Raw genomic sequence first — 24,067 nt, forward strand, 5'->3', positions numbered from 1 at the left:
GCACACCCACGAAGAAAGGGAAACACCATGTCCGACCCTCTGATCGCTTGGCAGCGCCTGCGTGCTGGCAACGAGCTTTTCTTCGCCCCGGTCCGCGGTCGCCGCGGCGAGCCGGTTGTCGACCAGCCAATCGCGGCGGTATTCCGTTGCGCCGACGCCCCAATCGGAAGCGAGATGGTTCTGGGCCAGAGCTGGGGTTCCCTGCTCGATGTCAGCACGTGGGGGCATGTGATCGATGCCGGTGTCCTGGCCACGATGGAATACGCGGTCGAAACGCTCGAAGTGCCGCTGATCGTGGTGCTCGGCCACAACGAATGCGCAGCCATGCGCGCCGCGCTGCGGGCTTGGGATGAAGCGGTGATACCCGAAGGAGCCACCAGGACCGCTGTCCAACAGGCGCTGTCGTCGATCGTTCGGCGGGGTGCCGGCGCAGACTCCGTCGATACGGTCACCGCCGCGCATATCGTCGAGGTGGGTGTGGCGTTGCTGGAGCGCTCTCCCGTCATCGCTCGGCGCGTCGACGCCGGTCGATGCGGGATCATTTGCACTGCAACAGATTGCAACAGCGGACTGTTGCGCACCCACGCCACCATCGGACCGGTCGGCGAAGCGCCCGACGACCTGCTGGAGTGCGTGTGAGGCTTACGATGAGCGGGATGATGGTCGCCGATGGGGCGCTGCGGGTCGGCGATCCGCTTTTCGGCCACCGTTGCATCGGTGCCGTCGACATCACCGCGCAGGTGTGCCTCCGCACAGTGGTCGAACAACCCCCGCGGACGGGTTCGTAGCGGGTTCGGAATTTGTCGTCCTGCCAGACTTCACGTGCTTGACAGCCATGCGGTTCAGCGACGTCCGTGGGCGGCATCTACGGCGTAGGCGCCACCGCCGGTGAACACCAGTAGCAGGAATCCGAAGCATATGGCGACGGCGAGTTCGCCGCCATTGACGACCGGCCAGAAGCTCTTCTCGATGTGTTGGGTGAAGTAGGCGACGGCCATTTGCAGCGTCAACACTTTTCGCCTAGAAAGACGAAACCACCCGTACCGCATTGCGGCACGGGTGGGCTTCGTCAGGCGTTATACGTCGTAGTACAGCGAGAACTCGTACGGGTGAGGCCGGATCTGCACGGGCAGGATCTCGTTCTCACGCTTGTAGGAGATGTAGGTCTCGATAAGATCCTCGGTGAAAACGCCACCCTCGGTGAGGTATTCATGATCCTCTTCGAGCTTGTCGATGACGGCCGACAGCGAGGTGGGCGCCTGCGGGATCGCGGCGGCCTCGTCCGGCGGCAGCTCGTAGAGGTCCTTGTCGACCGGAGTCAGCGGCTCGATCTTCTTCTTGATGCCGTCGATACCGGCCATCAACATCGCCGAGAACGCCAGGTACGGGTTGCCCGAGCTGTCCGGGCAACGGAACTCGAGGCGCTTGGCCTTCGGGTTGTTGCCGGTGATCGGGATACGCACGCACGCCGAGCGGTTGCGCTGGCTGTACACCAGGTTGATCGGGGCCTCGTAGCCGGGCACCAGGCGCTTGTAGGAGTTCACCGTCGCGTTGGTGAACGCCAGCAGTGACGGCGCGTGGTGCAGGATGCCGCCGATGTAGTGCCGGGCAATGTCGGACAGGCCCGCGTAGCCGGCCTCGTCGTGGAACAACGGCTTGCCGTCCTTCCACAGCGACTGGTGGGCGTGCATGCCCGAACCGTTGTCGCCGAACAGCGGCTTGGGCATGAAGGTGACCGTCTTGCCGTTCGCCCACGCGGTGTTCTTGATGATGTATTTGAAGAGCAGCACGTCATCGGCCGCGGCCAGCAGCGTGTTGAACTTATAATTGATCTCGGCCTGGCCGGCGGTGCCCACCTCGTGGTGGCCGCGCTCCAGCGTGAAGCCCGCGTTCTGCAGGTTCGTGGCCATCTCGTCGCGCAGGTCGACGTAGTGGTCGTAGGGAGCGACGGGGAAGTAGCCACCCTTGGGGCGGACCTTGTAACCACGATTGGCCGAGCCGTCGGCCTCGAACGGCTCACCGGTGTTCCACCAGCCCGACTCGGAGTCGACCTCGTAGAAGGTGCCGTTGATCTTGGAGTCGAAGCTCACCGAGTCGAAGATGTAGAACTCGGCCTCGGCACCGAAGTACACGGTGTCCGCGATGCCGGTGCTGACCAGGTAGTTCTCCGCCTTGCGGGCGACGTTGCGCGGGTCGCGCGAGTACGCCTCACGGGTGAACGGGTCATGCACGAAGAAGTTCACGTTCAGCGTCTTGGCGGCGCGGAACGGGTCGATACGCGCGGTTTCGGGGTCCGGCAACAGCATCATGTCGGACTCGTGGATGGACTGGAAGCCACGCACCGACGAACCGTCGAACGCGAGGCCGTCCTCGAACACGCTCTCGTCGAAAGCGGAGGCGGGGATGGAGAAGTGCTGGACCACGCCAGGCAGATCGCAGAAGCGGATGTCGACGTACTCGACCTTCTCGTCTTTGATCAGCTTGAACAGGTCGTCAGCGTTCTTTTCTGCCACTTACTAATCTCCTTCGGTGCAGCCGGTTTTTGCCCAGGTCTCGGCACAGGGGTTTGTTAACCCGACGTTGACGCTATGAAGTCGATGTTGCCTGCCCATCAAGGTCATGTTGCGCCGACGTTACGCATCCTAGGTGTCGGCGCGACGCTGGGGCCTGCCGCAGGCCCGCATATCCTGGGGCCATGGCGCGCGAGATCGGATCCTGGCTGTCCGGGCCCGAAGGGGTAAGGCCCGATGACGAGGCAGGATGGCCGGGTCAGGCGCTCGGCCTGCCGAAGTCCGGGCCGGGCTCGCTGGCACGGATGGGACGGCGCTTCCTGGCGCTTTTGATCGACTGGCTGATCGCGTACGGGCTTTCCGCCTTGGCAATGACGGTGGGCATCGTCAGCATCCCCACGCTGTCGACGGCGGTGTTGGCGATCTGGTTCGTACTCGGTGTGCTGTCGGTGCGGTTGTTCGGGTTCACCCCTGGGCAGTACGCGCTGGGGCTGATGGTGGTTCCGGTCGACAACCGCCAGCATGTCGGCAGCGGGCGGGCGATCGCGCGTGGCCTGCTGCTCTCGTTGGTGATCCCAGGGTTGTTCACCGACGCCGATGGCCGTGGCCTGCAGGACAAGTTCACCGCGACGGCGGTCGTTCGGCGCTGACGTTTTCTGTCGTACCCCGGTAGCATACTCGAACATGTGTTTGATGCTGGTCTTCGGTCTTCGGGTGATGTGGCGGTGGTCGATGCCATCGGCAGCTTCGCCCGGAAGGAAAACCAGGACGCTGCCGGCCGGTTGGCGTCGATCGCGGAGTTGGTAGCCCGCCGTTGCGCCGATGACGACCGGGCGCACTGGGCTTGCGATCAGTGGGATGCCGCGGCAGCTGAGGTGTCCGCGATCCTGGGGGTGACCCACGGGCGAGCGTCGAGCGAGATGATGACCGCGGTCGGGCTGCGGCATCGCTTTCCCCAGGTGGCCGCGCTGTTCACGGCCGGAACCCTGAGCTATCGGGTCTGCGAAGCGATCGTCGACCGCACCCACCTCGTCCGCGATCCCGACACCCTCGCTGTCCTCGATCGCGCGATCGCCACCGACGCCGTGGAATGGGGACCGAAATCGGCCCTGAAACTGCGGCGCGCGATCGATTTCTGGGTGGATCGCTACGACCCAGGTGCCCTGCGGCGCACCCAGTCCCGGATGCGGGATCGCGACATCGTGGTCGACCTACTCAACATCCACGATGGGGTCGTCGAGATCCGAGGCGACGTATCCGCCGCCGATGGTGCGGCGATCGATCGCCGGCTGGCGGTGATGGCCCACGGGGTATGTGAGGACGATCCGCGCACCATCGGTCAACGCCGCTCCGATGCCCTGGGAGCGATCGCCGCCGGCGCAGATCACCTGGCGTGCCTGTGCGGTAATCCTGACTGCCCGGCCGCCGAGCCCGACGGCCGCGGCGCCAGCGTAGTGGTCCATATTGTGGCCGACGCCGATGTCCTTGAGGTTGAACCCGATCCAGCGATGCACGGCGAGGCGTCCGCCGAGCCGGCACCTGAGCCGACCAAGCCGGCCGCCGGTGGGGTGTTGACCGGCAATCGTGGGATCGTGCCCGCGCCGCTGTTGGCCGAGTTGATCCGCTCCGGGGCGAAGGTGCGGTATCTGCGCCGCCCGGGTGAGGAGCCCGAGCCGCAGTATCGGCCCTCGACCGCGTTGGATGAATTCGTCCGGATGCGGGATCTGACCTGCCGGTTCCCGAACTGCGATAGGCCCGCCGAATACTGCGACGTCGACCACACCATCCCGTGGCCCCGGGGTGCCACCCACGCCTCGAACCTGGCGTGCAAATGCCGAAAGCACCACCTGCTCAAGACCTTCTGGGACGGCTGGCGCGATGAGCAAGCTCCCGATGGCACCATCACCTGGACCTCACCGGCCGGGCGGACCTACGTCACTCAACCCGGCAGCCGACTCGTGCTGCCACGCTGGAACGTCACCACCGCGACCCTGCCGCCACCGGTCGGCCAACCCCCGCCCACCATTGGGATCATGATGCCCACCCGGCGAAAAACCCGGGCCGCCCAACGCGCCTACCGCATCACCGCCGAGCGCAAACTCAACGACGCCCGCGTCGCCGAACGCAACACACCACCACCGTTCTAGATCTGGTGGCGGACCTGACCGTTCATCATCGTCATCGTGATGGTCGCCCGGTGGATGTCGTGCGGGTCGACCTCGAAGATGTTGGTATCCAACACAATGAGATCAGCACGCTTGCCCACCTCTACCGAGCCGACCTTATCGTCCAGTCGGATCTGGTAGGCCGCACCCATCGTGTTGGCGTGCACCGCTTCCTCGACGGTCAGCCGCTGATCGGCCGGTGCCAGCACGGGGGCGTTCGGTTCGCCGACCAGCTGACGGGTCACCCCGATCTGGATGGATTCCAGCGGTTTGTACGTGGAGAAGTACCCGGCCGCTGGCCAGTCGGTACCCAGCGAGATGCGGCCGCCGGAGCGCAGGAGGTCCTGCGGCCGATACATCAGATCCTGCCGAGGCTTGCCGTACCGTGCGGCCATGTTCAGTACAGTGTCGGGATCGGCCGACATCCAGTTGGCCGAAAACTGGCCGATCGCACCGAGTTTGCCGAACCGCTGACCATCGGGATCCTCGACGTAGACCAGATGGGCGACGGTGTGCCTGCGGTCGCGCGGTGGATTGGCCGCGATCGCCGCCTCGATGGAATCCAGCCCGGTGCGCACCGTGTGCTCACCGCACGCATGAATGTGGACATCGAACCCGGCGGCATCGACCTCGCGGACCAGCTGGTGCCACTGCTCTTCGGTGAACGGGGATCCGCCGATCGAGTCGGGCTTGTCGGCGTACGGCTCGATGAGCCACGCGGTGTATCCGCCCTGGGTGCCGTCGCCGATGATCTTCACCACGCCGACGTTGACCAGCTCGGTCGAGACCCGGTTGCGGATATCCGTCAGCTTGGCCACCGCGTCATCGACCGGCGGGGATTTCACGCTGTAGGAGGCGACCACCCGGAATGGCAGCTTCCCGCGCTGCTCCAGGTCGGTGTACAGGCTGATGATCGCGCCCTGGTCTTCGCCGATCGGCGGCACCCCGGCATCGAAGACAGACGTGATCCCGGCGGCCGAGGCTTTGGGCAGCCACGTCTCCAGCAGCGTCTGCATCGAGTGCGCTGAGATCGGGTCGACGGCGTTGACCAGGCTCAGCACCGCGTCGACCTCGAGGACATACCCGGTGGGTTCGCCATGCTCATCGCGGGCGTAGTAACTGAACCCGGGAATCGGATCCGGGGTGTCGCGGCTTACCCCGGCCTTCTCCAGCGCCTTGCTGTTAGCCCACATGCTGTGGCCGTCGATCGCGAAAAAGAAACCCGGCCGGTCGGGCAGCACCCGGTCCAGCTCCTGACGTGTCGGCCCGTTCGGGCCGAACATGTCCACCCGCCAACCGAATCCGCGCACCGGGCCGTCGGGATGTTCCTTCGCGTAAGCGGCGATCGCGGCCAGCGCATCCGCCCCCGTCGGCACCTGCAGGTCCACACCACTGGTGAGGAACGAGCCGAGGAACGGGTGGATGTGGCCCTCCACGAACCCCGGCAGCAGCAGGTTGCCCTTGAGGTCGACGACGTGGGTGTCCGGGCCCGCGAGCGCCATCGCGCCGGCATCGTCCCCGACGTACGCGATCGTGTTACCCGTGACGGCCACCGCCTGCGCCCAGGGTTTGGCCGGCACCACGGTGTAGATCCGCCCACCGCGGAACACGAAGTCAGCGGTCTTGGCGCCCACGGCCGCGGGCGGCTTCGCGCAGGCGGCCGCCGTCGCCACCGCCGTCACGGCAGCCGCGCGCAGCGCAGTGCGGCGCGTGATGACACCGGTTCCGAAGGCGCTGAAGTGCGGTGCCCACTCACATGCAGTACAGATAACGTGCCCCGAAAACGTGTCAGCGCCGGCGGACTGTGCGCTGCACGCCCTTCATCTTTGCCTGTGCGGGCAGCGGACCCTTGGGCATCGCTGCCGGACCCACCCGGGTGCCGAGCGCGGTGAGCTTGGATTCCAGCACGTCCATCTGCTTGACAGTGATGTTGGCCGGCAGCCTGGTCAGATGCCGCTCCAGCTTGGACAGCGGCACCTCGCCCTCGCCGTTGCCGACGATGACGTCGTAGATCGGGATGTCACCGACGAGGCGAGCGGTGCGCTTCTTCTCCTGGGCCAGCAATGGACGCACCCTCGCCGGGGAGCCCTCGGCGACGAAGATCACGCCGGGCCGTCCGATCACCCGGTGCACCGCATCGAAATGCCCGGTGGCCGCCACGCCCGGGGTGACTCGCCACTTGCCGCGCAGGTTGTCCAGGGCCCAGGCGGCAGCGCCGGTCTGACCCTCGGCCTTGGTGAACACCGACTTCTGCGCGCGCCGGCCGAAGATGATGAACGCGACCAGCGCACCCAGCACCACTCCCAGCAGGATCAGCATGTACATGGTGAACCCGCCGATCAGCACCCCGGCCACCACCGCGGCGGCCACGATGAGCACGAACGCGCCGATCATGTAGGGGAGCAGCCGCTTGTCTTCCTTGCGCTGTATCTGGAATGCCTGCCACAGCTGACTACGGCGCTGCTTGGCAGCGGCCTTGCTGGCAGCCTTTGCCTCGGCCTTGGCCGCCTTGTCTTGGGCAGCGTTGCGGGATTTCGCCATAACTACCAAGAATACGGGCCGGCGATCAGCGTGACGCCGCGGTCACCGGGTGAGCTTGTGCGCCGCCGCAGCCTGCTGATACAGGCGGCCGGCGCGATAGGACGACCGCACCAGCGGTCCGGACAGCACCCCGGCGAATCCCAGCCCTTCGGCGTAGGTGGCCAGGTCCACGAATTCCTCGGGCTTCACCCAGCGCTCCACCGGGTGATGCCGCACCGACGGGCGCAGGTACTGGGTGATGGTGACGATGTCGCACCCGGCGCCGTGCAGATCAGCCAGCGCCGTGTGCACCTCGTCGATGGTCTCGCCCATGCCCAGGATCAGGTTGCTCTTGGTGACCAGTCCGGCTTCGCGGGCGGCGGTCAACACGTCGAGGCTGCGCTGGTAGCGGAACGCCGGGCGGATCCGCTTGAAGATCCGGGGCACGGTTTCCACGTTGTGCGCGAACACTTCTGGCCGCGAATCGAACACCTCCTGCAGCAGGTGCGGCTCGCCGTTGAAGTCCGGGGCCAACAACTCCACGCCGGTGGCCGGGTTGAGTTCTTTGATGGCGCGCACCGTTTCGGCGTACAGCCACGAGCCGCCGTCGGGCAGGTCGTCGCGGGCCACCCCGGTCACCGTCGCGTAGCGCAACCCCATCGTGGCCACACTCTCGGCCACCCGCCGGGGCTCATCGCGATCCAGCTCTGTGGGCTTGCCGGTGTCGATCTGGCAGAAATCACAGCGCCGGGTGCACTGCTCGCCGCCGATGAGGAACGTTGCCTCCCGGTCTTCCCAGCACTCGAAGATATTGGGGCAGCCGGCTTCCTCGCAGACGGTATGCAGACCTTCGCGCTTGACCAGGCTCTTCAGCGCGGTGTACTCCGGGCCCATTCGGGCTCGGGTCTTGATCCACGGCGGTTTGCGCTCGATCGGCGTTTCAGCGTTGCGGACCTCCAGGCGCAGCAGTTTGCGGCCGGCCGGTTCAACGCTCACGTGGTCAAGCTTACGGGCAGGCGGCCGTCGAGGGCGTCACACACCGTCTCGACGACGCGAGCGCAGACCTCCTCGACACCGACGTGACGGCCCAGTTCCGCCGTCAGCGACGTCACCCCGGCATCGGAGATCCCGCACGGCACGATCGTCGAGTACGCGCCCAGGTCGCAGTCGCAGTTCAAAGCGAACCCGTGCAGCGTGGTGCCGCGGGCCACCCGGATGCCGATCGCGGCGATCTTGCGGTCCGGGCGAGCGCCCTCGCCAGACACCCACACCCCCGAACGCCCGTGCACCCGGCCAGCATCGACGCCTAAATCGGCACACACTCGAATCAACGATTCCTCAAGGCGGCGAACATAATTGACCACATCGAGCGGCTCGGCCAGACCGATCACCGGATAGCCCACCAGCTGCCCGGGACCGTGCCAGGTGATCTTGCCGCCGCGGTCGGTGTCGATGACGGGGGTGCCGTCTATCGGCCGCTCGTGGGCTTCGGTGCGCTTGCCCGCGGTAAATACCGCGGGATGTTCCAGCACCAGTAACGTGTCGGGGCCGCCGGCCACCCGGGCGTCGGCAACCTCGCGCTGTAAATCCCAGGCGGCCAGGTAATCGACGGTACCCAGCCGGCGCACCTGCACCTCTGCCGAGCTGGATCGGATGGACTGCCGCACCCTTCGACGGTACTACCCGGAAGAAGACGCGGTGGCGTAGGCCAACGCCTCGCCGATGGTGTTGTGGTGGAAGGCGAATCCGGCCCGTTCGAGCGCGGCGGGGATGGCTCGTTGCCCGTCGAGCAGCCCCTCGTCGGCGAATTCGCCGAGCAGAGTGCGCAACGCGAACGCGGGCACCAGTAAGGGGGTCGGCCGGTTCAGTGCCCGCCCGAGTGCCGCGGTGAACTCCGAGTTGGTCACCGGCGCGGGCCCGGTGAAGTTCACCGGGCCGGAGAGGTCGTCGTTATTGATCGCGAACAGCAGGCTGCGGATCTCGTCCTCGAGGCTGATCCACGGCATGTACTGGCGCCCGCTACCCAGCCGGGCACCCAGGCCGAGGCCGAACAGTGGCCGCAGCCGGGCCAGGACGCCGCCCCCGGGGGAGAGCACCAACCCTGAGCGCGCCAGCACCACCCGAGCCCCGGCGTCCTCGGCGGCCAGCGCCGCGGACTCCCAGTCGACGCAGAGCCGAGAGAGGAATCCTGCTCCGGCAGGCGCGGTTTCGTCCACGACGCGACCGCGGGTATCCCCGTAATAGCCGACCGCGCTGGCGTTGATCAACACCGGAACGCCGGCGTCGGCGACGGCCGCCGAGATCACCTCGGTGGGACCGATGCGGCTGTCGCGCAGGCTCTGCTTGAACGCACCCGACCACCGCTTCTCGCCGACGTTCACCCCGCACAGGTTGATCACCGCGTCGACACCCTCCAGGCCGGCCGGATCGAACTCGCCGCTGTCGGGACTCCAGTGCAGCTCGTCGCTGTTGGCCGGCGCTCGGCGCACGATGCGGACCACTCGGTGATCAGCGGCACGCAGCGCCGACACCAGCGCCGAACCAATCAGGCCGGATGAACCGGCTATCGCAACGACGAGCCCCTCTACCGGTTGGCTCATGTCGTCACAGGCCCAAGTCGGCCTCGAATGCCCCTTCTTCGAGCCGCCGCTTGATGGTGGTCAAGAATCGGCCGGCATCGGCCCCGTCGATCAGCCGGTGATCGTAGGTGAGTGGCAGGTAGGACACCGATCGCACGCCGATTGACTCGTTACCGGAGTCGTCGACGATCACCCGGGGGCGTTTCACGATCGCGCCGGTACCGAGCATCGCGGCTTGCGGCGGCACCAGGATCGGAGTGTCGAACAACGCGCCCTGGCTGCCGATGTTGGTGATCGTGAACGTGCCACCGGACAGCTCATCGGGTTTGAGGTTGCCGCTGCGGGCCCGGTCGGCGATGTCGTGAATGGCGCGTGCCAGCCCGGCCAGGGACAGGTCACCGGCGTTGTGCACCACCGGCGAGAGCAGACCCTGCTCGGTGTCCACTGCGAAGCCGAGGTTCTCGGCGTCGTAGTAGGTGATCTCCTTGGTGTCCTCGTTGTAGCTCGCGTTGATGTTCGGATGCGCCTTGAGCGCATCGATCACCGCGCGGGCGATGAACGGGAGATAGGTCAGGTTGACCCCTTCGCGTTCGGCGAAGCTGGTCTTCGCCTTGGCCCGCAGCGCCACGATCTTGGTCATGTCGACTTCGTGGGTCTGCGTCAACTGCGCGGTGGTCTGCAGAGATTCGCGGGTCTTCTTAGCGGTGATCTGCCGGATCCGGTTTGCCTTCTGCGTCGTGCCGCGCAGGTGGGCCAGCGGTGACGGCGCCGATGCCGCTGCCGGGGCGGCGGCCGCCGGTGCCGCAGCCGCGGGAGCGGCCGCAGCGGCGGGGGCCTTCTTGGCCTCAGCAGCAGCCAGCACATCCTGCTTGCGGATTCGGCCGCCGACGCCGGTGCCCTTGACGCTGGCGAGGTCAATACCGTTCTCGACAGCCAGCTTTCGCACCAGCGGGGTGACGTAGGGGCTGCCGTCGCCTGCGGCGCCCTTATCGGCCGCCGCAGGGGCAGGTGCCTGCCTGGGTGCGGGTTCCGGCTTCGGTTCGGGCTTGGGTTCCGGTTCCGGTTTGGGCGCGGGCGCGGGTGCCGGCTTGGGCTCGGGTGCGGCTTGCGGTGCGGCACCGGCATCGCCGATCTTGGCCAGCTCGCCACCGACTGCGACGGTGTCGTCCTCTTCGGCGGTGATCCTGATCAGCGTCCCGGCCACCGGTGAGGGGATTTCAGTGTCGACCTTGTCGGTGGACACCTCGACCAGCGGGTCGTCGACGGCGACCGAGTCGCCGACCTTTTTCAGCCACCGGGTCACGGTGCCCTCGGTGACGGACTCACCGAGCTCGGGCATCACCACCGAGGTCGAAGACCCCGACGACTCAGAGGCTGGCTCGCCGGCTGGTTCGGGTTCTTGAGCGGCCGGCTCCTCGGCTGCGGGAGCGGGCGCTGATTCGGCTGCCTCGCCGGCTTCGCCGATGACCGCGAGCTCGCCGCCGACCTCGACGGTGGCGTCTTCCTGGGCGACGATTTTGGTCAGCACACCCGACACCGGTGAAGGGATCTCCGTGTCGACTTTGTCGGTCGACACCTCAAGCAGAGGTTCGTCGACCTCGACGGTATCGCCCTCTTGCTTCAGCCACCGGGTGACGGTCCCCTCGGTGACGCTTTCACCAAGTGCCGGCATCTGGACGGAGACGGCCATTGTGTTGACTCCCTCGAACGGTCAGTCGTGCGGGTGGGACTTCTGGCTTACCACAGCGTCGTGTACCCATCCTGTCATTGCCGGACCGCTGACACGCACTCAGGGCGACGTGAGTTTTCTCTGGCACCATCGATGGAAAGAACCACTGAGAGGAGTGCGTCGGAGTTGGGGCTGTTCGACAGGTTCCGGCCCGGTCGCCGGGGCGAATCAGATGTCGCCGCCGACCAGAAACATCTACGGGATTGGGCCGCGCAGCACACTGGGGTCGAGGCATTCGTCGAGCCCCAGACCAGCGTCACGCCGATGACCATCGTGCTGGTGGCCACCGACGGCGAGTGGACTCGTCGTCCGTCTGGCGGTGCCGTCGGCGCCCGCCGGCTCGGTGAGCAGCTCGGGATTCCCGTGTACGACGTGCAAAAGGTCGGCTATCCGCAGCGGATGCGCGACTATGACGCCCGACGGCGGATCGAACGCCGCCGCCAACGAGACCTAGATCTGGAGTCGTGATGACCCTGCGTTATGTCGACGGCAACGATGGGACCCGCCTCGCTGTCTACGAGGAAGGCAACCCAGACGGCCCGACCGTCGTGCTCGTGCACGGCTGGCCGGATTCGCACGCGCTGTGGGACGCCGTCGTGCCGCTGCTGGCCGACAAGTTCCGGGTCATCCGCTACGACAATCGGGCCGCCGGCGCCTCCTCGGGCCCCGCGTCGTTTTCGTACTACACGATGGCCCACCTCGCCGATGACTTCGCCGCCGTCATCGCCGAGCTCAGCCCCGGCCAGCCGGTGCACGTGCTGGCCCACGACTGGGGATCGGCCACCATGTGGGAGTACGTGGCCCGTCCCGAAGCCGTCGACACGGTGGCGTCGTTCACCTCGGTGTCGGGCCCAGCGGCCGATCACTTCAGCCGCTATGTCCGCGACGGCCTGAAGCGGCCGTACCGCCCGAAGTTGTTCTCCCGCGCGCTGTCTCAAGGTGCCCACCTGAGCTATATGGCCGGATTTTCGATACCGGTGCTGGCCCCGGCGCTGATGCGCGCCGCCGCCGGGCCGCTCAAGCAGCTGCTGAACCGGGGTATCCCCGTCGAGCAGCGGCACTACGGCCAGACCTACACCGCCGATGCCGCCAACGGTCTGAAGATCTACCGCGCCAACTTCTTTCATTCGCTGCTGCGCGTCCGCAACGACCGCTACGTCGAGGTTCCCGTGCAGATCATCGTCAACCTCGACGATCCGTACGTGCGGCCCTGGGTCTACGACGACACGGCACGCTGGGCGCCGCGGTTGTGGCGCCGCGATATCCGCGCCAAGCATTGGTCGCCGTTCTCCCATCCGCAGGTGCTGGCCGCCGCCGTCACCGAGCTGGCCGAGCACCTCGACGGCGCGCCGGCCAGTCGCACGCTGCTGCGCGCCGAGGTCACCAGGCCACGAAAGCAGTTCGGCGACAAGCTGGTATCCGTCACTGGTGCGGGCAGTGGCATCGGCCGCGAGACTGCGCTGCTGTTCGGCCGGCTCGGCGCCGAGGTGGTGATCAGCGACCTCAACGAGGCCGGCGTGAAGAAGACCGCCGCGGATATCACGGCTAGCGGGGGCGTCGCGCACTCCTACGTGCTGGACGTGTCCGACGCCGCAGCCGTCGAGGACTTCGCCGAGCGGGTCTGCCGCGAGCACGGCGTGCCCGACGTCGTGGTGAACAACGCCGGCATCGGCCAGGCGGGCTCGTTCCTGGACACCCCCGCCCAGGAATGGGAGCGGGTGCTCGACGTGAATCTGGGCGGTGTGGTGAACGGCTGCCGCTCGTTCGCCGGACGGATGGTCGAGCGCGGTCTGGGTGGGCACGTCGTCAACGTGGCCTCGATGGCGGCGTACGCACCGCTGCAGGCGATGAACGCGTACTGCACGTCGAAGGCGGCGGTCTACATGTTCTCCGATTGCCTGCGTGCCGAATTGGATTCCGCCGGTATCGGATTGACGACGATCTGCCCCGGCGTGATCAACACCAACATCATCAACACCACCCGCTGGGATCCGCCCAAGGGTAGGGCCGGCGCGGTGGCGGCCCGCAAGAAACAGGTCGCCGCCGGGTTCGACAAGCGCGGCTACGGCCCGGAGAAGGTGGCCAAGGCGATCGTCGAATCCGTCCTCAAGAACAAGGCGGTCCGGCCGGTCACCCCGGAGGCCTACCTGCTGTACGGGACATCGCGCGTCGCCCCGCAGATCATGCGCAGCACCGCGCGCCAGAAGCTCATCTAGCCATTCACGCCCGCTTGGCGCCGCCGGCCTTCGACCTCGACTCCGCGCTGGCCGAAGTGCAGGCCGCCGAGGATTCCTGGAACACCCGTGATCCCTGGCATGTCTGGCTGGGCTGTTCGCCAGACTCGGTGTGGCGCAACCGCGACACCTTCGTCACCGGACGCGATGAGATCGTCGACTTGCCGCTGCGTCAACCGTGGGCGGCGATGTCCTCCAACACGGCGTACATCGTCCGGGTCGGCACCCCGGTGCCGCCCTTGCCGGTGTAACCCCACGGGCCCGACGCGTTATACGCCGGCCCGGCGACATCGATGTGCACCCACTGCACGCCATCGGCGACGAACTCCCGCAGGTAGACCCCGGCGACCAGCATGCCGGCGAATCGCTGCGCGCTGACATTGGCCAGGTCGGCCACCGACGACTTGAGGTCGTCTTTCAATTCGTCGGGCAGCGGCATCGCCCAGGCGTTCTCGCCCTCATCCTGCGAAATCCTGGCCACCCGGTCGCGGAATTCGTCGCTGCCCATCACGCCCGGGATGCGGGCACCCAGCGCGACGGTCTGTGCGCCGGTCAACGTCGAGGTCTCAATGAGGTAGTCGGGTTCGTCCTCGCAGGCCCGCACGATGGCGTCGGCCAGGATCAGCCGTCCCTCGGCGTCGGTATTGAGCACCTCGACGGTGATGCCGCCGTACTGGGTCAGCACGTCGCCGGGGCGCTGCGCGGTCGACGACGGCATGTTCTCGGCCATCGGCACCGTGGCGATCACATCGATCGGCAGGCCCTGCTTGGCGGCCAGCACCACTGTGGCGATCACCGCCGCGGCACCACCCATATCGGAGGTCATGTGGTGCATCGAGGCGGCCGGCTTGATCGAGATGCCGCCGGTGTCGAACGTGATGCCCTTGCCGACCAATGCGACCGTCTTGCCCTTCTTGCCCTTCGCGCCGCGATGGGCGAGACGCACCAGCCTCGGCGGGCGCGAGGAGCCCTTGCCCACCCCGACGATGCCACCGTAGCCCGCCTTGGCCAGTGCCTTGTCGTCGAGCACCTCGACCTCCAGGCCGGCCACCTCGCCCAAAGCCTTGGCGCGCTTGGCGAATTCGCCAGGGAACAGGTGGCTGGGCGGGGTGTTGACGAAATCGCGGGCGGTGGCTACTGCCGTCGCGATGGCGGTGGCCCGCACCGCGTCCCTCTTCGCGCCAGTCGCAGTGCTCAGTGCGACGATCTTGCCCAGCGCCGCGTCCTTCGGTGCGGTCTTGGCGCTGCGGAACTCAGTGAAGCGGTAGCTGCCCAGGATCAGCCCCTCGACAGCGGCCTCCAAGTGCAACTCGGTCAGCGTGGTGATGACGGTCTCCACCCCGGACAGCGAGCGCGCCGCCACACCGGCGGCACGCCGGATCACATCGGCCGGCCACTCGTCACGATCGGCGCCGAGCCCGACGGTCAGAACGCTGCCGACGGCCAGTGACGGCACGTGTAGGCGGGTGACCTGCTCGGGGCCACCCTTGGCGCCTAGCGCGCGCAGGCTGACCTGGATCTCACCGATGGTCTCGGCGTCGAGGAACGGGCCGCCCACGACCGTCGCGGAGCCGTCGCCATCGGGCCCGGTCACGACCGGGACGATCAACACGGCCCCGAGTGCCCGCTTGGGCAGCGAGGTCGCGACGGTGACGGTGGGTGCGGGATAGCCGACTTCAGTGCTCACGAGGTTTCACACTAATCGCGGGGCATTAGTGTTGTTGGCCGTGACCGACACATCCGATCTGTTGCATGGGCCCCTCGACGCTGCACACCGTGAGCTGGGCGCCACCTTCGCCTCGTTCGGCGGGTGGCTGATGCCGGTGTCCTACGCCGGGACGGTCGGCGAACACACCGCCACCCGCGAAGCCGTGGGCCTGTTCGACGTCAGCCATCTGGGCAAGGCACTGGTGGTCGGCCCGGGTGCGGCGGAGTTCGTGAATTCCGCACTCACCAACGACCTGCGCCGGGTCGGTCCGGGTAAGGCGCAATACACCTTGTGCTGCACACCGGACGGCGGGGTGATCGACGATCTCATCGCCTACTACGTCAGCGATGACGAGGTCTTCCTGGTGCCCAACGCCGCCAACACCGCGGCCGTGGTCGATGCCTTACAAGCGGCTGCGCCAGAGGGCATTTCGATCACCAACGAGCACCGGTCGTATGCGGTGCTGGCGGTGCAGGGTCCGCGCTCGGCCGACGTGCTCGGCGCGCTCGGGCTGCCCACCGACATGGACTACATGGGTTACGCCGACGCCACGTACTCCGGTGTGCCGGTGCGGGTCTGCCGCACCGGATACACCGGGGAGCAGGGCTACGAGCTGCTGCCGCCGTGGGACTCTGCGCGGGTGGTGTTCGACGCCCTGGTGGCCAAGGTACAGGGCGCGGGTGGACAACTCGCCGGGCTGGGTGCCCGCGACACCCTGCGCACCGAAATGGGCTACCCCTTGCACGGCCACGAGCTGTCGCTGGACATTTCGCCCCTGCAGGCCCGCTGCGGCTGGGCGATCGGCTGGAAGAAGGACGCGTTCTGGGGTCGCGAAGCCCTGCTGGCCGAGAAGGAGGCCGGCCCACGCCGGCTGCTGCGCGGCCTGCGCGCGACCGGCAAGGGTGTGCTGCGCCCCGATCTGACGGTGCTCAATGGTTTGCAGCCGGTGGGTGTCACGACGTCGGGCACGTTCTCGCCGACGCTGAAAGTCGGTATCGCCCTTGCCCTCATCGACGCCGACGCCGGAATCGACAACGGTGCGCTGGTCAACGTCGACGTCCGGGGCCGCGCATTGGAGTGCGAAGTGGTCAAGCCGCCCTTTGTCGAGGTCAAAACTCGCTAGCGGCCCGGTCTACAATTTCCCGTATGACAGACGGCCCCCTCGAGTTCACGGTTGAGCGCAACGCGAATCCGGCGAGCGATGAGGTACGGGCTCAGATTCTGGCCGACCCCGGTTTCGGCCGATTCCACACCGACCACATGGTCTCGGTGCTCTACACCGACGAACTGGGTTGGCACGACGCCCGCGTCGTGCCCTACGGCCCCATCGAGCTGGACCCGTCGGCCATCGTTCTGCACTACGCCCAGGAGATTTTCGAGGGCCTGAAGGCGTATCGGTGGGCCGGCGGATCGATCGTGTCGTTCCGCCCGGAGGCCAATGCTGCCCGGCTGCGCAACTCGGCGCGGCGGCTGGCAATCCCGGAACTGCCCGAGGAACTGTTCATCGAATCCCTGCGCCAGCTGATCGACGTCGACCAGCAGTGGGTGCCGCCCGCCGGTGGCGAGGCGTCGCTGTACCTGCGGCCCTTCGTCATCGCCACCGAGCCCGGCCTGGGAGTACGGCCCGCCTCCGAATACCGCTACCTGGTAATCGCCTCACCGGCCGGTGCCTACTTCAAGGGCGGTATCAAACCCGTCAGCGTGTGGCTGTCCACCGAATACGTCCGGGCCAGCCCCGGCGGCACCGGTGCGGCGAAGTTCGGCGGTAACTACGCCGCCTCGCTGCTGGCGCAGGCCGAAGCGGCCGACCACGGCTGCGATCAGGTGGTGTGGCTCGACGCCATCGAACGCCGCTACATCGAGGAGATGGGCGGGATGAACCTGTTCTTCGTCTTCGGCAGCGGCGGTTCGGCGCGCCTGGTGACCCCGGAACTGTCCGGCTCGCTGCTGCCCGGCATCACCCGCGATTCGCTGCTGCAGCTGGCCAGCGATGCCGGTTTCGCCGTCGAAGAACGCAAGATCGACGTCGAGGAATGGCGTAAGGGCGCCGCCGCGGGGGAGATCACCGAGGTGTTCGCCTGCGGCACTGCCGCCGTCATCACCCCGGTCTCGCACGTCAAGTACGGTAGTGACGGGTCCGGGGGCGAATTCACCATCGCCGACGGGCAGCCCGGTGAGGTGACGATGGCGTTGCGCGACACGTTGACCGGCATCCAGCGCGGCACCTTCGCCGATACGCACGGCTGGATGGCCCGGCTCAGCTAGCGCCGGCCACCAGACCGAGGATGGTGAGTGTGGTCGTCAGCTCGATCACCGCGCCCAGCACGTCGCCGGTGATACCGCCGAAGCGGCGCACACCGTGGTTGACCACGAGCACCGCGAGGCCCAGTGCGGCCAAGACCACCAGCGGTCCCTGCCACAGCCGAGGCGTCGCCGTAGCGGCAAGCGCGGCCACGAGTACGGACCAACCCAGGGCGACGGCGAGCGGCTGACTGCCGGCCACCTGCGCTCCGAGCGAGCTCCCACCGGCCGCAGGCACCCCCCGCCGGCAGGCCAGCACCGCGGCCACCCGGCCGGTGGTCAGGGCGGTCACCACTGCCAACACCCCGGTCCACGTCGCGGGTGCGGTGGCGAACGCCAGTGCTTGGGTGGCCACCACGATGACGATGGCCGCGACCCCGAACGGGCCGGCCGTGCCGTCCCGCATCACCTGCAGCGCCCGCTCCGGCGGCCCGTAACAGCCCAGTCCGTCGACGGTGTCGGACAACCCGTCGATGTGCAGGCCCCGGGTGGCCAGCAGCAGCGCGGCGACGGCCAGCACCCCGGCCAGTGGGTTGTGCCCGCCGAACGCCCATCCGCCGGCCCACAGCACCGCCGCGGCCAGCGCGCCGAGGACGGCACCGACGATCGGTAGCGCCGTCATCGTCGACCGGCCGAACTCCGCACCCCGCAGCGGGACGGGCAACACCGTTCCGAATGCGAAAGCGGTTGGCAGCGAAAGAAACACGGTCAGTCCGATGCGCGCTCGGAAACGCCGGAACCCTCGAAGGTCGCCATCGACGCCAGCGTCGCGACGGCCGCCCGCAGCACCGGCAGCGCCACTGCGGCGCCGGTGCCCTCGCCCAGACGCAGGCCCAGGTCGACGATCGGCACCAAGTCCAGGTGGGCGAGCGCCAGGGTGTGCGCGGGCTCGGTCGACCGGTGCCCGGCCTGCCACCAGGCCCGCGCGCCCGGTGCCAGGCGATCGGCGACCAGTGCGGCCGCCGTGACCACCACACCGTCGAGCAGCAGGGGAGTGCGCCGCACCGCGGCCTGCGCGCAGAAACCGGTCATCGCGGCCAGATCCGCCCCGCCGCACGTGCGCAACAATCCGACCGGATCCGCGCGAAACTGCCTGGCCCGAAACATTGCATCGCGCACCGCCGCCGTCTTGCGCGCCCACGCCGCGTCGTCGATACCCGTGCCGCGGCCCACCACCGCCACCGGCTCGGTGTCGGTCAGCGTGGCGATCAACGCCGTCGCCGCGGTGGTGTTCCCGATACCCATATCGCCGGCGATCAGTAGATCGGCACCGGCGTCGACCTCCTCGTCGGCGAGTCGGCGGCCCGCCTCCAGGGCGGCGAGCACCTCGTCGGCGCTGAGCGCGTCCTCGATGGCGATATTGCCGCTGGAGCGGCGGACCTTGTCCGCGCCGATCGCCTCGGTCAGCGGCGCGTCGCAGTCCACCGCTATGTCGACGACGCGAACCGATGCGCCCGCGACACCAGCCAGCACGTTGATCGCGGCACCGCCGCCATCGATGTTGGCCACCATCTGCGCGGTGACCTCCGGGGGATAGGCCGAGACTCCGGTGCGCGCGACCCCGTGGTCACCGGCGAACACCACCACCCGGGCACGTTCGAATTGCTGTGGTGGACAGAGCCCTTGGCAGCCGGAAACCCACACCGAGAGATCCTCGAGTCGGCCGAGCGCACCGGCCGGTTTGGTGAGGATGTCTTGGCGGCGCTTGGCCGCGGCGGCGGCACGGGAGTCTGGCGGTGTGACCGCGGGGAAATCCATCAGTTCAACGCCTTCGTCGGTTTGACCCAGACCGGTAGTCCCGCAACCACCAGGATCACCTGCTCACAACACTGGGCGAGTCGTTGGTTGAGTGTGCCGAGCTCGTCTGTGAACCGCCTGGCAGACGCGGTCGACGCGACCACGGTCAGGCCCACTTCCGGGCTGACCAACGCCAGCGGGCCGGCGAACTCGTCGACGGCGCTGACGAGTCCGTCGATATCGGCGGTCACCGAACCGCCCTCCCATCCGCGGCGGTCCAGCGCCGCGGTCAGCCAGCCGCCGAGATCGTCGACCAAGGTCGCGGCCGGCGGACCATCGCGCAGAAGGGTTGCCACATCGGTGGTTTCGACAGTGCTCCACGACGCGGGCCGGCGATCGCGATGCGCGGCGACCCGCTGAGCCCACGCCGGATCGGCGTCGGCGGCCGCACCGGTGGCGACGTAGCGCACGGCAGGCTCAGCGGCGATCGCCGTTTCGGCCCAACGAGACTTGCCCGACCTGACTCCGCCGAGTACCAGCGTGCGCACCGCGTCTGGTCGGCTCAGGAGATCTTGGCGCCGCGCTCGACCTGCGGTCGCGGCGCGCGCATACGGCGCATCTGAGAGGCTCGGCCCGCAGCGTACATCCCGAGCTTGAACGCACCTTCGGCGTTATCCGGGAACTTGGCGTCGACCGCCTTGTTGACCTTGCGGCCCAACAGGATTCCGTCGATCGCCATGACAGCCATCAGCACCAGCATCGCCGGGGAGATCAACAGCTGGACCTGGGGCACGGCGAGCATGACGAAGATCAGGCCAAGCGCGGCCGGCATGAACAGCCCCAGCACATTGCGCCGCGAGTCGACGATGTCGCGCGCGAAGCGGCGTACCGGGCCCTGATCGCGAGGCAGCAGGTAGGCCTCTTCGCCGGACATCATCCGCTCGCGCCGCTCGTTCATCGTGGTGCGGCGCTGCGCCTTCTCGGCCTTGCGCTCCTCCTTGGTCAGGGTGGAGCGCATCTCCTTGCGACGCTTGCGCGCCTCGGCCGATGTCATCGGTGCCGGCGCGACCGGCCCCCGGCGCTTGGCGGACTCGCTGCGCTTCGGTGTCGGTTTGCCCTTGGGCGCGGTGACCCGCGGCGAGACGGCGGGTTGGTCGACCTCGGCCGGCTCGGCCTTGGCGTCGCCCTCATCGTTCTTGCGGCCCAGCAGCTTCACGCCTGCCAGGCTACCCTGCAGGAATGCGGGTGCTGATCGCGCCGGACTGTTACGGCGACAGCCTGACCGCCGTCGAAGCCGCCGAGTCCATCGCCGCGGGTTGGTGCCAAGCCCGGCCCTCCGACGAGCTGACTCTTGCGCCGCAGTCCGACGGCGGTCCCGGCTTCGTGGGGGTGCTGGCCAGCCGGCTCGGCGATATTCATCACACCCGGGTGTCCGGTCCGCTGACCGATGCCGTCGACGCCGAATGGGTCTACGACGCCGCGACATCGACGGCCTACATCGAGTGCGCGCAGGCCTGTGGGCTGACTGTGCTGGGCAGCGCGCCCACCCCGGACACCGCGGTCGCCGCGCACAGCCGCGGCGTGGGCCAACTGGTCGGCGCCGCACTGGACGCCGGCGCGCACCGGATCGTCGTCGGCCTGGGCGGCAGCTCCTGCAGTGACGGCGGGCGCGGGCTCATCGAGGCTCTCGGCGGGCTCGCCGCGGCCAAGGAGAAGATGACCGGCGTCGAGCTGATCGCCGCCACCGACGTCGAACACCCGCTGCTCGGCCCAAGGGGCGCCGCGCGGGTCTTCGGCCCCCAGAAGGGCGCCGATCCGGCGACCGTGGAGATGCTCGAACAGCGGATGACCGCGTGGGCAGCCGAACTCGATACGCTGGCCGGTCACCCGATCAGCCCGCTGCCCGGCGCGGGAGCGGCCGGGGGACTGGGGGCCGCACTGCTGGCCGTCGGCGGCCGGCGCGAATCCGGGGCGGCTGTCATCGCCGAATTCACCGGGCTGGCCGATGACATCGCGGCCGCCGAGGTGATCGTCACCGGCGAGGGCCGCTTCGATGATCAGTCGTTGCACGGCAAGGTGGTCAGTGCGCTGGCCGGCGGTGCGCTGGCCCGCGGTATCCCGGTGCTGGTGCTGGCCGGGCAGGTCACCCTTGCGCCGCCGGAGCTGGCGGCCGCGGGGATCACCGCGGCGCACGCGATCGCCGACTACGCCGGCTCGGTGCAGGTGGCCATGGACGACGCCGCCAACCAGCTCACCGGCCTGGCCCGCCGGACCGCGGCCGACCTGGGCGGTATCCACCGCATCAACTCGGGAATAGCTCCCGGACAAGGTACCGTTGACGAGGTGGGATGAATCCCCACCGACATCTGCTTTTAAGGGAGACGCAATGACTGTTTCCGATCAGTCGACCGAGACCACGACCGAGACCCACGGAGCGGTCCTGACCGATGCCGCGGCCGCGAAGGCCAAGGCGCTGTTGGACCAGGAGGGCCGCGACGACCTGGCGCTTCGGATCGCCGTTCAGCCCGGTGGCTGTGCCGGCCTGCGCTACAACCTGTTCTTCGACGACCGCACCCTCGACGGTGACCTGATCAGCGAGTTCGGCGGCGTCAACCTGACCGTCGACCGGATGAGCGCCCCCTACATCCAGGGCGCCACGATCGACTTCGTCGACACCATCGAGAAGCAGGGCTTCACGATCGACAACCCGAACGCCACCGGCTCCTGCGCCTGCGGCGATTCGTTCAACTGAAACAATCCTTCACGCTCGTCCGCAAGCGGCCGTCCAGTCAGTACTGGGCGGCCGTTCGCAGTAGATACGAGCAGACCAGCAGCTGATTGCCCTGATGCAGCAACTGCGCCACGCCCTGCTCCTCGCCGCGGTTACCGCGTGACCCCGAGGATGCACCCTTCATCGTGAAAAGCACCTGGGCCTGGTAGTTCGACCAGGGCACGATCGAGTCGATCGAGGTCACCTCGGCCCCGGAGAACTGCCTGCGGAACGCGTCGCTGGACAGCTTGGCCAGCGCCAGATCCGACTTACGGTCCTTCACCCCATCGTACATCCCGCACAGGTTGTTGCGCGCGATCGCCTCGGTATCGCCCTTGGACAACGCCGTCAGGTAGTTCGTGATCGCCGCCTTGGCCGACGCATCGGTGAACCCACCGGCCGTCGTCGTGCTGGGCTGCCCGGTGCGGATGATCAGAACACCCGCGACGATCGCGCCCACCATGACCAGTGCCAGCAGGCCCAGCCACAGCCCCACGCGCCGGCGCGGCTTCGGGTAGCTGACCGGTGGCGGCAATTGGCCCGGATACACGCCGGGATAGGGCCCCTGGGCGGGCATTCCCGGCGCGCCATACGGCCCGTCGGGGTAGGGCTCGGAGCACGGGGGCGGCCCGGGAATGGGTTGACCCTCGGCCCCGACCTGCTGATGCGGCGGAATCGGGCCAGCCATCGATACGTCTCCCTGGGATCATTGCGGAGGCCGAAACTTCAAGCACCCGCCGCAGCGGGGCCGATGCCGGGCCATATAGTCGGCTCTTGTACGCAGGCTAGCGCACCGAGCGTGCTAGTCCCACTAGCGAATGAAGGGCGGCGCTCCGTGACGATCGCGGTGACCGGATCCATTGCCACCGACCACCTGATGCGGTTTCCTGGGCGGTTCTCCGAACAGCTCCTGGCTGAGCACCTGCAGAAGGTGTCGCTGAGCTTTCTGGTCGACGATCTTGTGGTGCACCGCGGCGGCGTCGCGGGCAACATGGCCTACGCGATGGGCCTGCTCGGCGGCAACCCGACACTGGTCGGTGCCGTCGGGTCGGATTTCGACGAATACCGCCATTGGCTGGAGGCCCACGGTGTGGACACCTCCCACGTCCTGGTGTCCAAGACCGCCTACACCGCGCGGTTCGTCTGCACTACCGATGAGGACATGGCCCAGATCGCGTCGTTCTACCCGGGCGCGATGTCGGAGGCCCGCGATATCAAGCTCGCCGATCTCGTAGAGCGAAGTGGCGCACCGGAATTGGTGATCGTCGGTGCCAACGACCCCGAGGCGATGTTCCTGCACACCGAGGAGTGCCGGGCGTTGGGCCTGGCGTTCGCCGCCGATCCCAGTCAGCAGCTGGCGCGGCTGTCCGGCGACGAGATCCGCCGCCTCATCGACGGCGCCACCTACCTGTTCACCAACGACTATGAGTGGGATCTGCTGCTGCAGAAGTCCGGCTGGTCGGAAGCCGAGGTGATGAGCCAGATTCAGCTGCGCGTCACCACGCTGGGCGAAAACGGCGTCGACCTCGTGGGCCGCGATGGCACATTCATCCACGTCGACGTGCTGCCCGAGAAGCAGAAGGACGACCCGACCGGGATCGGCGACGCCTTCCGCGCCGGATTCCTCACCGGGCGTGGTGCCGGCCTGAGCCTGGAGCGTGCCGCGCAGCTTGCCTCGCTGGTCGCCACGCTGGTGTTGGAGGCGCCGGGTCCGCAGGAATGGACCTGGGACAAGGCTGCCGGAATCGCGCGGATCAAGGATGCCTACGGCGCCGAGGCCGCCGACGAGATTGCCGCAGCCCTGGCCTAAAGAC

At 67.9% G+C, this 24,067-nt stretch carries 26 protein-coding genes; 12 read left to right on the forward strand and 14 right to left on the reverse strand.

The window, feature by feature from the left end:
- Window positions 1–27 precede the first annotated feature (27 nt).
- Entirely contained in the window at window positions 28–639 is a 612-nt protein-coding gene (locus G6N13_RS17415; protein WP_163698967.1) for a carbonic anhydrase, read from the forward strand.
- 17 nt (window positions 640–656) lie between these two features.
- Window positions 657–788: a hypothetical protein gene (locus G6N13_RS25735; protein ID WP_268949063.1), complete on the forward strand. Its 132-nt coding sequence runs from the start codon at window positions 657–659 to the stop codon at window positions 786–788.
- A gap of 54 nt (window positions 789–842) precedes the next feature.
- Here the strand turns inward: G6N13_RS25735 and G6N13_RS17420 are convergent, their stop codons facing one another.
- Together G6N13_RS17420 and glnA are read right to left on the reverse strand one after the other, a co-directional pair.
- Window positions 843–1,010, reverse strand: coding sequence for a DoxX family protein (locus tag G6N13_RS17420; protein ID WP_179965005.1), 168 nt, complete (start codon window positions 1,008–1,010; stop codon window positions 843–845).
- A gap of 66 nt (window positions 1,011–1,076) precedes the next feature.
- The gene (gene glnA / locus G6N13_RS17425; RefSeq protein ID WP_163698969.1) at window positions 1,077–2,513 is read right to left on the reverse strand and encodes a type I glutamate--ammonia ligase; all 1,437 of its coding nucleotides are present in this window, start codon (window positions 2,511–2,513) and stop codon (window positions 1,077–1,079) included.
- A 182-nt stretch (window positions 2,514–2,695) separates the two neighbouring features.
- Between glnA and G6N13_RS17430 the strand changes: the two genes are divergently transcribed.
- On the forward strand, window positions 2,696–3,160 hold the full coding sequence (locus G6N13_RS17430; RefSeq protein WP_163698971.1) for an RDD family protein: 465 nt from the start codon (window positions 2,696–2,698) through the stop codon (window positions 3,158–3,160).
- A gap of 36 nt (window positions 3,161–3,196) precedes the next feature.
- On the forward strand, window positions 3,197–4,657 hold the full coding sequence (locus G6N13_RS17435; protein ID WP_197746804.1) for an HNH endonuclease signature motif containing protein: 1,461 nt from the start codon (window positions 3,197–3,199) through the stop codon (window positions 4,655–4,657).
- On the opposite strand, the gene G6N13_RS17440 is transcribed toward G6N13_RS17435, so the two are convergent.
- From G6N13_RS17440 to sucB, 6 genes are read right to left on the reverse strand one after another with little or no spacing between them, the layout of a single operon-like run.
- Complete coding sequence (locus G6N13_RS17440; protein WP_163702248.1) at window positions 4,654–6,444, reverse strand: amidohydrolase; 1,791 nt, start codon at window positions 6,442–6,444, stop codon at window positions 4,654–4,656. The two genes, G6N13_RS17435 and G6N13_RS17440, sit on opposite strands and share 4 nt — an antisense overlap.
- A 19-nt stretch (window positions 6,445–6,463) precedes the next feature.
- Entirely contained in the window at window positions 6,464–7,216 is a 753-nt protein-coding gene (locus tag G6N13_RS17445; protein WP_163698973.1) for a DUF4191 domain-containing protein, read from the reverse strand.
- A gap of 42 nt (window positions 7,217–7,258) precedes the next feature.
- Window positions 7,259–8,191, reverse strand: coding sequence for a lipoyl synthase (lipA, locus tag G6N13_RS17450; protein WP_163698975.1), 933 nt, complete (start codon window positions 8,189–8,191; stop codon window positions 7,259–7,261).
- Complete coding sequence (lipB, locus tag G6N13_RS17455) at window positions 8,188–8,862, reverse strand: lipoyl(octanoyl) transferase LipB (protein WP_163698977.1); 675 nt, start codon at window positions 8,860–8,862, stop codon at window positions 8,188–8,190. The genes lipA and lipB overlap by 4 nt, the downstream gene beginning before the upstream one ends.
- Window positions 8,863–8,874: 12 nt before the next feature.
- Window positions 8,875–9,795, reverse strand: coding sequence for a TIGR01777 family oxidoreductase (locus G6N13_RS17460; RefSeq protein WP_163698979.1), 921 nt, complete (start codon window positions 9,793–9,795; stop codon window positions 8,875–8,877).
- A 4-nt stretch (window positions 9,796–9,799) separates the two neighbouring features.
- The gene (gene sucB, locus G6N13_RS17465) at window positions 9,800–11,464 is read right to left on the reverse strand and encodes a 2-oxoglutarate dehydrogenase, E2 component, dihydrolipoamide succinyltransferase (RefSeq protein ID WP_163698982.1); all 1,665 of its coding nucleotides are present in this window, start codon (window positions 11,462–11,464) and stop codon (window positions 9,800–9,802) included.
- A 165-nt stretch (window positions 11,465–11,629) separates the two neighbouring features.
- Between sucB and G6N13_RS17470 the strand changes: the two genes are divergently transcribed.
- The 3 genes from G6N13_RS17470 to G6N13_RS25930 are packed head-to-tail and all read left to right on the forward strand — an operon-like array spanning window position 11,630 to window position 13,988.
- On the forward strand, window positions 11,630–11,971 hold the full coding sequence (locus G6N13_RS17470; RefSeq protein WP_163702250.1) for an oxidoreductase: 342 nt from the start codon (window positions 11,630–11,632) through the stop codon (window positions 11,969–11,971).
- Window positions 11,971–13,719 carry an SDR family oxidoreductase gene (locus G6N13_RS17475; RefSeq protein WP_163698985.1) on the forward strand — a complete coding sequence of 583 codons (1,749 nt, stop codon included), beginning with the start codon at window positions 11,971–11,973 and terminating at the stop codon, window positions 13,717–13,719. The genes G6N13_RS17470 and G6N13_RS17475 overlap by 1 nt, the downstream gene beginning before the upstream one ends.
- Window positions 13,720–13,733: 14 nt before the next feature.
- The gene (locus G6N13_RS25930; protein WP_322789276.1) at window positions 13,734–13,988 is read left to right on the forward strand and encodes a DUF1348 family protein; all 255 of its coding nucleotides are present in this window, start codon (window positions 13,734–13,736) and stop codon (window positions 13,986–13,988) included.
- Here the strand turns inward: G6N13_RS25930 and G6N13_RS17485 are convergent.
- Window positions 13,910–15,424 (reverse strand): leucyl aminopeptidase, encoded by a 1,515-nt coding sequence (locus G6N13_RS17485; protein ID WP_163698987.1) that lies wholly within the window; start codon window positions 15,422–15,424, stop codon window positions 13,910–13,912. The genes G6N13_RS25930 and G6N13_RS17485 overlap by 79 nt on opposite strands.
- A 40-nt stretch (window positions 15,425–15,464) precedes the next feature.
- Here G6N13_RS17485 and gcvT point away from each other — a divergent pair, with 40 nt between their 5' ends.
- Window positions 15,465–16,568 (forward strand): glycine cleavage system aminomethyltransferase GcvT, encoded by a 1,104-nt coding sequence (gene gcvT / locus G6N13_RS17490; protein WP_179965006.1) that lies wholly within the window; start codon window positions 15,465–15,467, stop codon window positions 16,566–16,568.
- A gap of 23 nt (window positions 16,569–16,591) precedes the next feature.
- Complete coding sequence (locus G6N13_RS17495) at window positions 16,592–17,710, forward strand: branched-chain amino acid aminotransferase (RefSeq protein ID WP_163698991.1); 1,119 nt, start codon at window positions 16,592–16,594, stop codon at window positions 17,708–17,710.
- Here G6N13_RS17495 and G6N13_RS17500 read toward each other — a convergent pair.
- The 4 genes from G6N13_RS17500 to G6N13_RS17515 are packed head-to-tail and all read right to left on the reverse strand — an operon-like array spanning window position 17,703 to window position 20,699.
- A complete protein-coding gene (locus G6N13_RS17500; RefSeq protein WP_163698993.1) occupies window positions 17,703–18,452 on the reverse strand; it encodes an adenosylcobinamide-GDP ribazoletransferase in 750 nt (249 codons plus the stop codon). The genes G6N13_RS17495 and G6N13_RS17500 overlap by 8 nt on opposite strands.
- A gap of 2 nt (window positions 18,453–18,454) precedes the next feature.
- Window positions 18,455–19,504, reverse strand: a complete 1,050-nt coding sequence (gene cobT, locus G6N13_RS17505; RefSeq protein ID WP_163698996.1) for a nicotinate-nucleotide--dimethylbenzimidazole phosphoribosyltransferase — start codon at window positions 19,502–19,504, stop codon at window positions 18,455–18,457.
- Entirely contained in the window at window positions 19,504–20,031 is a 528-nt protein-coding gene (locus tag G6N13_RS17510) for a bifunctional adenosylcobinamide kinase/adenosylcobinamide-phosphate guanylyltransferase (RefSeq protein ID WP_163698999.1), read from the reverse strand. The genes cobT and G6N13_RS17510 overlap by 1 nt, the downstream gene beginning before the upstream one ends.
- Before the next feature lie 14 nt (window positions 20,032–20,045).
- Window positions 20,046–20,699 carry a DUF3043 domain-containing protein gene (locus G6N13_RS17515; protein WP_163699000.1) on the reverse strand — a complete coding sequence of 218 codons (654 nt, stop codon included), beginning with the start codon at window positions 20,697–20,699 and terminating at the stop codon, window positions 20,046–20,048.
- A 23-nt stretch (window positions 20,700–20,722) separates the two neighbouring features.
- Between G6N13_RS17515 and G6N13_RS17520 the strand changes: the two genes are divergently transcribed.
- Both G6N13_RS17520 and G6N13_RS17525 read left to right on the forward strand, forming a co-directional pair.
- On the forward strand, window positions 20,723–21,835 hold the full coding sequence (locus G6N13_RS17520; protein ID WP_163699003.1) for a glycerate kinase family protein: 1,113 nt from the start codon (window positions 20,723–20,725) through the stop codon (window positions 21,833–21,835).
- Window positions 21,836–21,869: 34 nt separating this feature from the next.
- Window positions 21,870–22,235 (forward strand): HesB/IscA family protein, encoded by a 366-nt coding sequence (locus tag G6N13_RS17525; protein WP_108054082.1) that lies wholly within the window; start codon window positions 21,870–21,872, stop codon window positions 22,233–22,235.
- 37 nt (window positions 22,236–22,272) lie between these two features.
- Here the strand turns inward: G6N13_RS17525 and G6N13_RS17530 are convergent, their stop codons facing one another.
- Window positions 22,273–22,941 (reverse strand): Rv0361 family membrane protein, encoded by a 669-nt coding sequence (locus G6N13_RS17530; RefSeq protein WP_179965007.1) that lies wholly within the window; start codon window positions 22,939–22,941, stop codon window positions 22,273–22,275.
- A 147-nt stretch (window positions 22,942–23,088) separates the two neighbouring features.
- On the opposite strand from G6N13_RS17530, the gene G6N13_RS17535 reads away from it, so the two are divergent.
- Window positions 23,089–24,063, forward strand: a complete 975-nt coding sequence (locus tag G6N13_RS17535; RefSeq protein ID WP_163699005.1) for a carbohydrate kinase family protein — start codon at window positions 23,089–23,091, stop codon at window positions 24,061–24,063.
- The last annotated feature ends 4 nt before the right edge of the window (window positions 24,064–24,067 follow it).

The sequence above is a fragment of the Mycolicibacterium sarraceniae genome, from assembly GCF_010731875.1.
Classification (GTDB): Bacteria; Actinomycetota; Actinomycetes; order Mycobacteriales; family Mycobacteriaceae; genus Mycobacterium; species Mycobacterium sarraceniae.

Excerpts from the sequence above, each read along its gene's own strand:
- G6N13_RS17415 (WP_163698967.1), top strand. The coding sequence starts at position 28 with ATGTCCGACCCTCTGATCGCTTGGCAGCGCCTGCGTGCTGGCAACGAG.
- G6N13_RS25735 (WP_268949063.1), top strand. The coding sequence starts at position 657 with ATGATGGTCGCCGATGGGGCGCTGCGGGTCGGCGATCCGCTTTTCGGC.
- G6N13_RS17430 (WP_163698971.1), top strand. The coding sequence starts at position 2,696 with ATGGCGCGCGAGATCGGATCCTGGCTGTCCGGGCCCGAAGGGGTAAGG.
- G6N13_RS17445 (WP_163698973.1), bottom strand. The coding sequence starts at position 7,216 with ATGGCGAAATCCCGCAACGCTGCCCAAGACAAGGCGGCCAAGGCCGAG.
- G6N13_RS17460 (WP_163698979.1), bottom strand. The coding sequence starts at position 9,795 with ATGAGCCAACCGGTAGAGGGGCTCGTCGTTGCGATAGCCGGTTCATCC.
- sucB (WP_163698982.1), bottom strand. The coding sequence starts at position 11,464 with ATGGCCGTCTCCGTCCAGATGCCGGCACTTGGTGAAAGCGTCACCGAG.
- G6N13_RS17475 (WP_163698985.1), top strand. The coding sequence starts at position 11,971 with ATGACCCTGCGTTATGTCGACGGCAACGATGGGACCCGCCTCGCTGTC.
- G6N13_RS17495 (WP_163698991.1), top strand. The coding sequence starts at position 16,592 with ATGACAGACGGCCCCCTCGAGTTCACGGTTGAGCGCAACGCGAATCCG.
- cobT (WP_163698996.1), bottom strand. The coding sequence starts at position 19,504 with ATGGATTTCCCCGCGGTCACACCGCCAGACTCCCGTGCCGCCGCCGCG.
- G6N13_RS17520 (WP_163699003.1), top strand. The coding sequence starts at position 20,723 with ATGCGGGTGCTGATCGCGCCGGACTGTTACGGCGACAGCCTGACCGCC.
- G6N13_RS17525 (WP_108054082.1), top strand. The coding sequence starts at position 21,870 with ATGACTGTTTCCGATCAGTCGACCGAGACCACGACCGAGACCCACGGA.
- G6N13_RS17530 (WP_179965007.1), bottom strand. The coding sequence starts at position 22,941 with ATGGCTGGCCCGATTCCGCCGCATCAGCAGGTCGGGGCCGAGGGTCAA.